The sequence below is a fragment of the Enterovirga sp. genome (assembly GCF_035325185.1).
Classification (GTDB): Bacteria; Pseudomonadota; Alphaproteobacteria; order Rhizobiales; family Beijerinckiaceae; genus Enterovirga.
Genome location: NZ_DAOLAJ010000012.1, coordinates 1 through 11,105, shown reverse-complemented (window position 1 = coordinate 11,105; position 11,105 = coordinate 1). Strand labels below are relative to the sequence as shown.

Here is an 11,105-nt window from a genome sequence, read left to right as displayed (position 1 = left end):
GTGACAGGAGGCGCGTCCTCGCCCAGCGAGGGAGGCGGACGGCGCGACCGCGAGGGGCCGTTACGTGGGATAGGCGGCGCGCCAAGTCAATTCAGCCGCCCCGCCCGGCGGGCGGTTGCCGCCGCAACTCCTCCGCGATCCGCCTTTCGATCTCGGCGGCGATTGGGTCGCGGTAGTGCTCGCGGTCGTAGAAATTGTCGACGTCGGACGCGATCGGGCCCGGTTCGAGGAGGTCGATGAGCCGCACGGAGGGAAATTCCGCCGCGATCTCGCCGATCGCCTGCCGGCATTTCTCCTGCGTCCGGGCTTCGGCGGTGCCCGGCGCGGGGAAGCTGCTCGCATAGACCGGAGGCCGCACGAGGACGAAGATCGTCTCGGCCGGTGCCCGGCGCAGAACCTGCCGCAGAGCCTCGAAGGCCGGAAAAACCCCTTGCGGATTGGGGCCGAAGCTGAGCCCAGGATCCTCCAGCACCCGACGGCGGGAGGCTTGCTGATCTTCGAGGCCCACCTCCGCGAAATAGGGGCGATAGTCCCAATAGCCGTCTCGCCTCGCCCCGCCTTGCCCGGAGCGCAGGAAGGCGAGGCGGGAGAAAGCCGCCTCGATGCTCCGGTAGCGGACGAGGCCGCCGAGATAGACGAGGAAGCTCGGATCGTAGAGCCAGGCCGGAAAGCGCGGCAGGAATTCCATGGTCGGGCGGCACCAGAAGGCGTCGGTGCCGATCACGATCGCGCGTGGAGGCCTCGTGCGGGTCGCGAGGAAGCGCCCGAGCACGGCGAGTTGGTCGGCGGGGCCCGTTCCCGGAATGATCAGCGAAACGGGGGCGAGCCCCGTCAGCGCGCGCAGCCGCTCCGGGCTCACTTGCTGGATGTGGGAATTGCCGAAGATCGCCGCGTCGAAGGACGGATCGCGTGCCCGGCTGGCATTGGCCGTCGTCGGGAACTGGCTTGGCACGCCGCTGCCCGCGAAGAGGCCCGTGCGGCCGCTGTCATAGGGATCGACCGCCAGAAGGAAGAGGAGCGCGAGGACGAAGGACAGGGCGGCCGACGAAACCAGCCACCGCAGGAAACGGCTCCAGTCGCCTTCGCGCGTGCTCCTCCCGGCCCCGAGAACCGCCGTCAACGGACACCCCTTTTCTTGCTCCGCCGGAGGTCATAGCCGGGGGGCTGCGGCCTGTCTCGCCTTCCGGCTGAACGGCTCGGATGCATGTCTCTCTATCGTCATGGCCGGCCTTGTGCCGGCCATCCACGAACGCGGCAGCCGCTTGCGAACCGTTCACCGCAGGAGTGTGCGACAAGGCGCGGATGGCCGGCACAAGGCCGGCTATGACGCGCGGAAGAGAACGGGCCGAGCCGATCGGTCGGATTTCGTATCACACTTCGGCATCACGACGAGGCGAGGCCAGGCGTCACGGCCGCGCGCCGCCGGGAGGCGGACCCGAGGCAGCCGCGGACGGCTCGGTCTCCCGCAGGGCGGCGACGATTTGCCGTTCGATCGCGACCGCGAGCCCGTCCCGAAAGTGGAACCAGTCGTAGAAATTGTCGGGATCGTTGCTCTCGGGGCTGGGCCCGAAGAGGTCGAGGAGGCGCGCGCGCGGGTGCGAGGCGGCGATCTCCCTCATCCTTTCGCGGCACGAGGCGACGATCCGTCCCGCGGGCGTGTCGGGGGCGGGGATGGCCGTATGGTAGGCGGGCGGGCGCAGAAGGATGATCGCCGTCTCGGCTGGGACGCGGCGGACGAGATGCGCGAGCCGGTCGAGCGCCGGAAACCTGCCGCTCGCGTTCGCGCGATAGGGGCTTGGCTCCTCCAGGCTCCGGCGAAGCGCGTCGGCACGAGGCCCGGACGGCGCGAACATGCCGGTATAATCCCAATATCCGTCCGGGCGGATGCCGCCGCGCCCGCTCCGCAGATAGGCGAGCCGCTTCAGCGACCATCTCAGGTTGTGGTAGCTCGCGAGCCCGCCGAGATAGCGGGCGAAATCCGGCGCATAGAGCCAGACGGGAAAGACCGAGCTGCGCTCGGTATCGGTCTCGAAGCACCAGAATTCGTCTGCTCCGATCACGACGGCACGGGGATGCTTCTGCACCGTCAGATACCAGCGCAAGGTGTCGAGCTGGTCCGAGGGATAGCTGCCCGGCATCATCAGGTTGACGAATCTCAGCCCCGTCAGGGCGTCGAGCCTTTCGGGCTTGAGAAGCTGGACGTGGGAATTGCCGAAGATGGCCGAATCGAAGTGCGGGTCGCGGGCCCGGCTGGCATTGGCGGAGTGGGGAAGCTGCTCGGGCAGGCCCCGTTTGCCAAGGAGGCCGGTCCGGCCCGTATCGTAGGGATCGACCGCGAGGAGGAAGCCGAGGCCGAGGAGATAGAGCATCGCCGCGGTGCCGAGCAGCCAGCCCGTGACCCGTCTCCAGTCCCCGGACGAGGCATGCGCCGCCGGAATCGCGCTAGCTCCGCTATCGGCCATCCGCATCTCCGGGCGCCGGCCTCACCGGCCCGCCGCATCCGCCGCGGCAGGAGGAAGGCCTGCTTCCTTCAGCGCGGCGGCCACGGCCGCCTCGACATGGACGGCGAGCTGGTCGCGATAATGGTCGTGATCGAAGAAATTGTCGGGGTCGTCGGCATCCGGGCCGGGCTTGAGCAGGTCGAGGAAGATCGTGCGGGGTCGCGCGGCGGCGAGGTCCTTCACCCGCGCCGCGCAGGCGGCGGCCGATTTCTCCGCCTCCGAGCCTGGCTGGGGCAGCCCCGTCCGATAGACGGGCGGGCTGAGCAGGACGACGACGGTGGAGGCGGGCAGCCGCGCCAGTTCCGTCCGCAGGCGGTCGAGCACCGGATAGGCGCCGCTCAGATAGGCGGGATAGACCTTCGGCTCGGCCAGCTTGCGATGGGAGACCTCGGGCGCCGCGAGGCCCTGCTGCTCGTAGATCGGCCCGTAATACCAATAGCCGTCCGGCCTCAGGCCCTTCTTGCGGGTGGCGAGATAGGTCAGGCGCATCTGGGCCGCCTCGAAGCTGCGGTAGCGCGCGAGGCCGGCCGCATATCGCACGAAACTCGGCGAATAGAGCCAGGGGGCGAAGCGCAGCTCGTTCGTCCGCATCTCGGGGGCGCACCAATGCACGTCGACGCCGATCACGATCGCCCGCGGTGGCGCCTTGTGCGCAATCAGGTACCAGCGCAGCATGTCCAGGGCGTCCGAGGTGTAGGTCGCCGGCATGATCAGGGAGACGAAGTTCAGCCCCGTCAGGCGGTCCAGCCGCTCGGGCCGCAGCGCCTGGACGTGAGAATTGCCGAAGATGGCCGAATCGAAATGCGGGTCGCGCGCCCGGCTGGCATTGGCCGTGAAGGGATACTGGTCGTGCAGGCCGCGCCCGAAGAATCCGGTGCGCCCCGTGTCGTAGGGATCGACCGCCAGGAGGAAGCCGATCCCGAGCATGAAGAGCGCGCAGGCGCACAGGACCAGGAGCCGGGCGAAGCGGCTCCAGTCGCGCGCGTGATCGTGGGGGCTCGCGGCGAGCGCGGCCATGCACAGCTCCGGCTTTCCTTTTTCCGTGCGAGGTCATAACCCGGCGGGCCATGGCCTGTCCCGTCTTCCCGCACCGGCATCTGCTCGGCATCGAAGGGCTGTCACCCTTCGACATCACGGCGCTGCTCGACAGGGCGGACGAGGCGATCGAAGTCTCGCGCCAGATCGAGAAGAAGAAGGCGACCCTGCGCGGCCGCACGCAGATCAACCTGTTCTTCGAACCCTCGACCCGCACGCAATCCTCCTTCGAGCTGGCGGGCAAGCGCCTCGGCGCCGACGTCATGAACATGTCGGTCGCCTCCTCCTCGGTGAAGAAGGGCGAGACCCTGATCGACACCGCCGCGACCCTGAACGCGATGCGCCCCGACATCATCGTCGTGCGCCACCAGGAGGCGGGGGCGGTGCATCTCCTCGCGCGCAAGGTCGATTGCGCGGTCGTCAATGCCGGGGACGGGGCACACGAACATCCGACCCAGGCTTTGCTCGACGCGCTCACCATCCGCCGCAACCGCGGCCGGATCGAAGGACTTCTCGTCGCCATCTGCGGCGACATTCTCCATTCGCGCGTCGCCCGCTCGAACATCATCCTGCTCCAGGCGCTGGGCGCGCGGGTGCGGGTCGTCGGGCCCTCGACCCTCATGCCCGCGGGGATCGAGCGCTTCGGCGTCGAGGTCTTCACCGACATGGGACGGGGACTCGCGGGCGCGGACATCGTCATGATGCTGCGCCTCCAGCGCGAGCGCATGAACGGCTCCTTCGTGCCCTCGGTGAAGGAATATTTCCGCTATTACGGCCTCGACTCGGCCAAGCTCGCGCTCGCGGCGCCGGGGGCGCTCGTGATGCATCCGGGCCCCATGAACCGGGGCGTGGAGATTTCCTCGGAGGTGGCGGACGGCGCACAATCGCTCATCCGGGAGCAGGTCGAGATGGGCGTCGCGGTCCGCATGGCGGTGCTCGAGGCCCTGGCGGGACATCTTCCCAACGGGTGACGAGGCAGGGAGAAGAGGGCGGTGACTGAGATGCGACCGATCGTCCTGGCCGATGCCGTCCTCGTCGATCCGGCCTCGGGCCGGGAGGGCAGGGGGGCGGTCCTGCTGCGGGACGGCCTGATCGCGGACGTGGCCTTCGGCGCGGCGCCCGAGCCCCCCGAGGGGGCGGAGCGGGTCGATTGCGCCGGGCTCGTCGTGGCGCCCGGCCTCGTCGACATGCGCGCCTTCGTCGGCGAGCCGGGGGCGGAGCATCGCGAGACGCTGCGCTCGGCGAGCGAGGCCGCCGCGGCCGGCGGCGTCACGACCCTCGTCTCCATGCCCGATACGAATCCCGTGGTGGACGATCCCGCCATCGTGGACTTCCTGCTGCGCCGGGCGCGCGACACCTCGCTCGTCCACATCCACCCGGCGGCCGCGATCACGAAGGGGCTCGCCGGGCGCGAGATGACGGAACTCGGGCTCCTGCGCGAGGCGGGGGCCGTCGCCTTCAGCGACGGGGAGCATCCCGTCGCCTCCGCGAGCGTGATGCGGCGCGCCCTGACCTATGCGCGCGACATGGATGCGCTGCTGATGCCTCATCTCGCTTTGCCCGACCTCGTCGGGCAGGGGGTCATGAACGAGGGCGAGCTGGCCTCGCGCCTCGGGCTTGCGGGCATTCCGCGCGAGGCCGAGACGATCATGCTCGAGCGCGACATGCGCCTCGTGCGGCTCACGGGCGCGCGCTACCACGCGGCCATGATCTCCTGCGCCGATTCCGTCGAGATCATCCGCCGCGCCAAGGAGCAGGGGCTGCCGGTGACCTGCGGGGTCTCGGTCAACAACCTCGCGCTCAACGAGAACGATGTCGGCGACTACCGCACCTTCTGCCGCCTCTCGCCGCCGCTCCGCCACGAGGACGACCGGCAGGCGGTGATCGAGGCGCTCGCCTCAGGGCTCATCGACGTGATCGTGTCCGACCACAATCCGCAGGATGTCGAGACCAAGCGCCTCCCCTTTGCCGAGGCCGCGAACGGGGCGGTGGGGCTCGAGACGCTGCTTTCGGCCTCCCTCAGGCTCGTCCATGACGAGCGGATCGGATTGCCGGCCCTGCTCGCCGCCCTCTCCGCCTCTCCGGCCCGCATCCTCGGCCTGCCGGCGGGACGCCTCGCCCCCGGCGCGCCGGCCGATCTCATCGTCCTCGACATCGACGAGCCCTATGTGCTCGACAAGCGGGACCTGCGCTCCCGCTCCAAGAACTCGCCCTTCGACGAGGCCCGGCTCGCGGGCCGCGCCCGGCGCACGATCGTCGGCGGGCGCATCGTCTTCGACCGCGAGGCGGCGCCCGCCGCACGCGCCGCGTAAGGGGCGCCGCAATGACGCTCTCCGACCTGCCGTGGGGCGCGATCCTCGCCGCTTCCGGCCTCGGCTATCTCGCCGGCTCGATTCCCTTCGGCCTTCTCCTGACGCGTCTCGCCGGCCTCGGCGACATCCGCGGGATCGGGTCCGGCAATATCGGCGCGACCAACGTGCTGCGGACCGGGAACAAGGGGGTCGCGGCGGCGACGCTCCTGCTCGACGCCCTCAAGGGCACCGCCGCCATCCTGCTGGCCCGCCATCTTCTCGGCCCCGAGCCGGCTCTCGCCGCGGCGATCGGCGCCTTTCTCGGCCATTGCTTTCCCGTCTGGCTCGGCTTCAGGGGCGGCAAGGGAGTCGCGACCTTCATGGGGTGCCAGCTCGCCCTCGACTGGCGGGCTTTCCTCGTTTTCGCCGTCGTCTGGCTTGCGGCGGCCTTCGGGCTGCGCCGCTCCTCCGCGGCGGGTCTCTCGGCCTCGCTGCTCTCGGCGCTCGTGCCGTGGTGGCGCGGCGATCCGGCGACGAGCGCGGTGCTGCTGGCCCTCACCGCGATCCTCTGGCTCAAGCACCGGCCGAATATCGAGAGGCTGCTGGCCGGGACCGAGCCCCGGATCGGCTCCAAGGGGTGAGCGGCCTTCTCCTCAGCGACGAGCAGCGGCTCGACTGGCTGCGCCTGATTCGAAGCGAGCGGATCGGCCCGCGCTCCTTTCGCTCGCTGGTCAATCGATTCGGCGGCGCCCGGGAGGCTCTCGACGCCCTGCCGGATCTCGCACGCCGAGCGGGTCGGGGCGATGTCCGCATCTGCCCGCGCGCCGACGCCCTGGCTGAGTTGGAGCGTGCCGCGAGCCTCGGCATCCGCTTCGTCGCGACCGGCGAGGCGGACTATCCGGTGCCTCTCGGCGCGATCGACAGCGCGCCGCCTCTCGTCGCCGTCCGGGGCGATCCCGGTGTGCTGGGGCGTCCGATGGTTGCGATCGTGGGCTCCCGCAACGCCTCTGCAGCCGGGGCGACCTTTGCCGAGCGCCTGGCGGCGGGCCTGGGAGAGGCGGGATTCGCCGTCGTCTCCGGCCTTGCGCGCGGAATCGACACGCGCGCCCACCGCGCCGCCCTGCCGACCGGGACCGTCGCGGTCCTGGCGGGCGGCCATGACCGCATCTATCCGCGGGAAAACGCCGCGCTTCTCGAGCGCATGGTGGCGGAGGGCGGGGCCGCCGTCAGCGAAATGCCGCTCGGCTGGGAGCCGCGCGGACGGGATTTCCCCCGGCGCAACCGCATCGTCTCGGGCCTGTCCTATGGGGTCGTGGTCGTCGAGGCCGCGCGCCGGTCGGGCTCGCTGATCACGGCGCGATTCGCGGCGGAGCAGGGCAGGGAGGTCTTCGCCGTTCCGGGCTCGCCGCTCGACCCTCGCGCCGAGGGCACCAACGACCTGATCCGCTCGGGCGCGACGCTCTGCGCCTCGCCCGACCACGTGGCCGGCGCGCTCGCGCCGCTCCTTGGCCGCGACCTCGCCGCGGCGCCGCCGGGATCGTGGCGCGAGGCCGAGGGAGACCACTTCGGGCAGCGGCAGGAGCGCCTGTGGGACGAACTCGATCTCGCGAGCGGGGAGGAGGCGCCCTCGGCCCCGGTCGTGGACGAGGAGCCCCCCTGCCGGGAGGAGGACGACCGTGCGCTCGTCGAGAGCCTGATGAGCGTCAGCCCGATCGGCATCGACGATCTCTCGCGCCAGTCGGGATTGCCGGTCCGCGCGATCCAGACGGTGCTGACGGAGCTGGAGATCGCCGGGCGCCTCGCGCGCCACGGCGGCGGCCTCGTGTCGCTTCAGTTCTGAATGGCGGGCGCGACGCCGGTTTCCATGCCGCTTTTCGCAACGACTCCCTCGCGATTTGCGACATTGCGCGCCTCGAGGCTGGCGATGTCGAGGAGATAGGCGACGAGATCGAGATGCGAGCGCCGCGCGAGCTTGGACAGCTCGACCGTGAGGTCGGCGATATATTCCGCGGATTGAGCACGTTGATCCGCCTGGAGGTGGGTCTGCTTCCCCGGCTTGGTCATGTAGGTGACGACGCCTTCGATCCGCGTTGGTCCGTTTATAACAAACACCAATGATGGAGGATAATGCAACCCTAGGAATTATAATTTATGAAATGAAATCCCTAGGTTGCGGGGCCGGTTTCCCCGTGCTCCTCCCGGCGGAGGCGGTCGAGCGCGCCCTGAAGGATATAGGCGGCGGCCATGCGGTCGACGACGGCCGCGCGGCGGGCGCGCGAGGCGTCCTGGTCGATGAGGCTGCGCGTGACCGCCGCCGTCGAGAGCCTCTCGTCCCAGAATGCCGCGGGCAGGGGAATCACGCGCCGCAGGTTGCGCGCGAAGGCGCGTGTCGCCTGGGCCCGCGGGCCCTCGCTGCCGTCCATGTTGAGCGGCAGGCCGATCACGAATCCCCCGATTCCGAGGCGGGCGACGAGCGCGGCGATGCGCTCCGCATCCGCCGTGAACTTGGCGCGCGGCAGGGTTTCGAGCGGGCTCGCGAGGCATCGCTCGACATCGGACAAGGCAAGGCCGATCGTCTTGGGGCCGAGGTCGAAGCCGAGAAGGCGCAGGCCGGGCGCCACCTGCCTCAGCGGTGCGACGTCGTTGACCGCGCTCATGGCGTCCCGCCGGGAAGAAGGCGTCCGCCCGGGGCGGCCGGAGGCTGTCCAAGGCCCATGGCAGCCTCTAGATGTAGCCCGAAGCCGAGGAGAGAGGCATCATCATGCGTGTGATCTGGTACGGCCATTCCGCCTTCCGTCTCGAATTCGCGGACAAGATCGTTCTCATCGATCCGTTCTTTACCGACAACCCGGCTTTCAGGGGCGATCCCGAGGCGGCGGGCGCGGGGGCGACCCATATCCTCCTCACCCACGGCCACAGCGACCATGTCGGCGACACCCTGGCCATCGCCGAGCGGACCGGCGCCAAGATCGTCGGGAATTTCGAGCTTTGCATGTGGCTCGCGGGCAAGGGCGCGAAGGCGATCGACCCCATGAATACGGGCGGCACGACGGATCAGGGCGGCTTCAGCGTCAGCTTCGTGCGCGCGGATCACTCCTCGACCATGATCGAGGGCGACCGCTTCATCCCCCTTGGGCTGCCCAACGGCATCGTCGTCCGGGCGCCCGGCGAGCCGGTCGTCTATCACCTCGGCGACACGGACCTGTTCGGCGACATGGCGCTGATCCAGGAGCGCTACCGGCCGGACCTCCTCATGGTGCCGATCGGCGATCGCTTCACCATGGGTCCCGAAAGCGCCGCCTTCGCCGTGCGGCGCTTCTTCGAGCCGAAGGCGGTCATCCCCTGCCATTACGGCTCCTTTCCGGTTCTCGCGCCGACCGCCGACGCCTTCGTCGCCGCCATGGAGGGCAGCGGCGTGCAGGTCGTGGTGCCGCATGTCGGCACCGCGGTGACGCTCTGAGCCCGTTAACCTTAACCACGGACAAAGTCCGGGCCGGCGTGGCCCGGAGGGGCGTTTCGTGAGAGAGTTCTTCACCATTCGTTAATCGTGGTGATGGCGGCGATGAAGCCTCGGAAGCGAGCGATGAGGGAGCCTCGATCGTCTGCGGCTGCCGAGGGCGGCGGCTTGCTGTCGAACTCCTTCAGCATTGATGCCCGTGTCGGCCATGCCTGGTTTGCGAGGCCCGCAAAGGCGGCGCCCGTCAAGCGGGGCTCGGACATGCTTCCCGCCCTCCGCCGGGCCGAGCTGGTCCTTGCCGGGCAGGGCCGCGCGATCGCGCGGCGCGCGACCCGCATTCCCGCCGAGGCGGTCGTCGGACTGGGCGCGGCCTTGTCGGCTCCTTCCGCGAGGGAGCCGACCCCGGTCCTCGCCGCGGGCGCGGCCGGCCGGGACATCGCCAACGACAACCTTGCCGCCTCTGGCGGCCGGACGCTGCTGCGGGAGGTGCTGTTCCTTCTCGTCTTCGGCGCGACGCTCGCCGGAACCTATTATCTCGGCCGCCTTCACGGCACGCAGAACGTCATCGTCGTGCCGGAGCCGGCCTCGCGCGCGGACAAGGTCGTCTGAGGCATTTGCCGCCCGCGAGGACGCGGTGATATAGCCGCCGCGTCGGCGCCCCCGCGGGCCGCCGATCCCATCAACAGCGTCGCGGCCGCCGGGCCGCCGCAGGCGGAACGGGGCAGGCGCCGGATGTCGGTCGACGAGGCAACGGTCAGGCGGATCGCGCATCTCTCGCGCATCGCCATCGAGGATTCGGACGTCCCCCGGATGCAGGGCGAGCTGAATGCGATCCTCGCCTTCGTCGAGCAGCTGAACGAGGTCGACGTCTCGGGCGTCGAGCCCATGACGGCGGTCACGCCGATGCGGATGAAGAAGCGCGAGGATGTCGTGACCGACGGCGGAAAGAGCGCGGTCATCGTCGCCAATGCGCCGGCGACCGAGGACGGCTTCTTTCTCGTGCCCAAGGTCGTGGAATAGCCCGCCGCGCGGGCGGCCTCCCGCGCTGCGGGGCGCCCCCGCGCCGCGGGCGGCCTTGCCGGCATGGTCCGGTTATGTGAGAGGCCGGGTGGCCGCCTCCGCCGCGGGAGGCGAGGAGAGGTCGCGAGAGTGTCGCTGTGAACGAGCTGACGAGCCTGACGCTGAGAGCCGCCCGGGACGGGCTGCGGGCCGGAGACTTCACCTCCGTCGAGCTGACGGCGGCCCATATCGAGGCCGTGGCGCAGGCGAGGGCGCTCAACGCCTATGTGCTGGAGACGCCCGAGCGCGCCCTCGACATGGCGCGCGCGAGCGACGGGCGCCTCGCGAGGGGAGAGGCCGGGCCGCTCGAGGGGTTGCCGCTCGGCATCAAGGACCTGTTCTGCACCGAAGGGGTGCGGACGACCGCTTGCAGCCGCATCCTGGACGACTTCACGCCCGCCTACGAATCGACGGTCACGGCACAGCTCTGGCGCGACGGCGCCGTGATGCTGGGCAAGCTCAACAACGACGAATTCGCCATGGGCTCGTCCAACGAGACCTCGTGCTTCGGTCCGGTCGTCTCGCCCTGGCGGCGCCGCGACCCGGATGCCGGGGACGCCCCTCTCGTGCCGGGCGGGTCCTCGGGCGGATCGGCCGCGGCCGTCGCCGCCCGGCTCTGCCTCGGCGCCACCGCGACCGATACCGGCGGCTCGATCCGCCAGCCGGCCGCCTTCACCGGCACGGCCGGCATCAAGCCCACCTACGGACGCTGCTCGCGCTGGGGCATCGTCGCCTTCGCCTCCTCGCTCGACCAGGCCGGCC

The 11,105-nt window shown here is 70.3% G+C and carries 14 protein-coding genes; 8 read left to right on the top strand and 6 right to left on the bottom strand.

From position 1 onward, the window contains the following. Positions 1-91 precede the first annotated feature (91 nt). The 3 genes from PKD06_RS04120 to PKD06_RS04110 form a co-directional block, all read right to left on the bottom strand. Positions 92-1,120 carry a hypothetical protein gene (locus PKD06_RS04120; RefSeq protein WP_324377874.1) on the bottom strand — a complete coding sequence of 343 codons (1,029 nt, stop codon included), beginning with the start codon at positions 1,118-1,120 and terminating at the stop codon, positions 92-94. A 286-nt stretch (positions 1,121-1,406) separates the two neighbouring features. Beyond that, complete coding sequence (locus tag PKD06_RS04115; protein WP_324377872.1) at positions 1,407-2,462, bottom strand: hypothetical protein; 1,056 nt, start codon at positions 2,460-2,462, stop codon at positions 1,407-1,409. 21 nt (positions 2,463-2,483) lie between these two features. Further along, positions 2,484-3,518: a hypothetical protein gene (locus PKD06_RS04110; protein ID WP_324377870.1), complete on the bottom strand. Its 1,035-nt coding sequence runs from the start codon at positions 3,516-3,518 to the stop codon at positions 2,484-2,486. A gap of 50 nt (positions 3,519-3,568) precedes the next feature. Between PKD06_RS04110 and PKD06_RS04105 the strand changes: the two genes are divergently transcribed. Genes PKD06_RS04105 through dprA form a run of 4 tightly spaced genes read left to right on the top strand, consistent with a single transcriptional unit; the run spans position 3,569 to position 7,667 of the window. After that, the gene (locus PKD06_RS04105; RefSeq protein WP_324377868.1) at positions 3,569-4,507 is read left to right on the top strand and encodes an aspartate carbamoyltransferase catalytic subunit; all 939 of its coding nucleotides are present in this window, start codon (positions 3,569-3,571) and stop codon (positions 4,505-4,507) included. A 30-nt stretch (positions 4,508-4,537) separates the two neighbouring features. Further along, on the top strand, positions 4,538-5,848 hold the full coding sequence (locus PKD06_RS04100) for a dihydroorotase (protein WP_324377949.1): 1,311 nt from the start codon (positions 4,538-4,540) through the stop codon (positions 5,846-5,848). A gap of 11 nt (positions 5,849-5,859) precedes the next feature. Then, on the top strand, positions 5,860-6,468 hold the full coding sequence (gene plsY, locus PKD06_RS04095; protein ID WP_324377866.1) for a glycerol-3-phosphate 1-O-acyltransferase PlsY: 609 nt from the start codon (positions 5,860-5,862) through the stop codon (positions 6,466-6,468). Further along, positions 6,465-7,667 carry a DNA-processing protein DprA gene (gene dprA, locus PKD06_RS04090; protein WP_324377864.1) on the top strand — a complete coding sequence of 401 codons (1,203 nt, stop codon included), beginning with the start codon at positions 6,465-6,467 and terminating at the stop codon, positions 7,665-7,667. The genes plsY and dprA overlap by 4 nt, the downstream gene beginning before the upstream one ends. Here the strand turns inward: dprA and PKD06_RS04085 are convergent. Together PKD06_RS04085 and ruvX are read right to left on the bottom strand one after the other, a co-directional pair. Continuing rightward, positions 7,658-7,891: a hypothetical protein gene (locus PKD06_RS04085; RefSeq protein WP_324377862.1), complete on the bottom strand. Its 234-nt coding sequence runs from the start codon at positions 7,889-7,891 to the stop codon at positions 7,658-7,660. The two genes, dprA and PKD06_RS04085, sit on opposite strands and share 10 nt — an antisense overlap. Positions 7,892-7,992: 101 nt before the next feature. Then, positions 7,993-8,484 (bottom strand): Holliday junction resolvase RuvX, encoded by a 492-nt coding sequence (ruvX, locus tag PKD06_RS04080; RefSeq protein WP_324377860.1) that lies wholly within the window; start codon positions 8,482-8,484, stop codon positions 7,993-7,995. Positions 8,485-8,588: 104 nt separating this feature from the next. On the opposite strand from ruvX, the gene PKD06_RS04075 reads away from it, so the two are divergent. Next, entirely contained in the window at positions 8,589-9,287 is a 699-nt protein-coding gene (locus tag PKD06_RS04075) for a metal-dependent hydrolase (protein WP_324377858.1), read from the top strand. 71 nt (positions 9,288-9,358) lie between these two features. On the opposite strand, the gene PKD06_RS04070 is transcribed toward PKD06_RS04075, so the two are convergent. Beyond that, the gene (locus PKD06_RS04070) at positions 9,359-9,547 is read right to left on the bottom strand and encodes a hypothetical protein (protein ID WP_324377856.1); all 189 of its coding nucleotides are present in this window, start codon (positions 9,545-9,547) and stop codon (positions 9,359-9,361) included. Between PKD06_RS04070 and PKD06_RS04065 the strand changes: the two genes are divergently transcribed. The 3 genes from PKD06_RS04065 to PKD06_RS04055 all read left to right on the top strand — a co-directional run. Continuing rightward, the gene (locus tag PKD06_RS04065; protein ID WP_324377853.1) at positions 9,546-9,893 is read left to right on the top strand and encodes a hypothetical protein; all 348 of its coding nucleotides are present in this window, start codon (positions 9,546-9,548) and stop codon (positions 9,891-9,893) included. The genes PKD06_RS04070 and PKD06_RS04065 overlap by 2 nt on opposite strands. Before the next feature lie 123 nt (positions 9,894-10,016). Next, positions 10,017-10,304, top strand: a complete 288-nt coding sequence (gene gatC, locus PKD06_RS04060) for an Asp-tRNA(Asn)/Glu-tRNA(Gln) amidotransferase subunit GatC (RefSeq protein ID WP_324377851.1) — start codon at positions 10,017-10,019, stop codon at positions 10,302-10,304. A 137-nt stretch (positions 10,305-10,441) separates the two neighbouring features. Next, positions 10,442-11,105, top strand: a 664-nt coding sequence (locus tag PKD06_RS04055) for an amidase (protein ID WP_324377849.1), incomplete at its 3' end; no start/stop codon positions are given.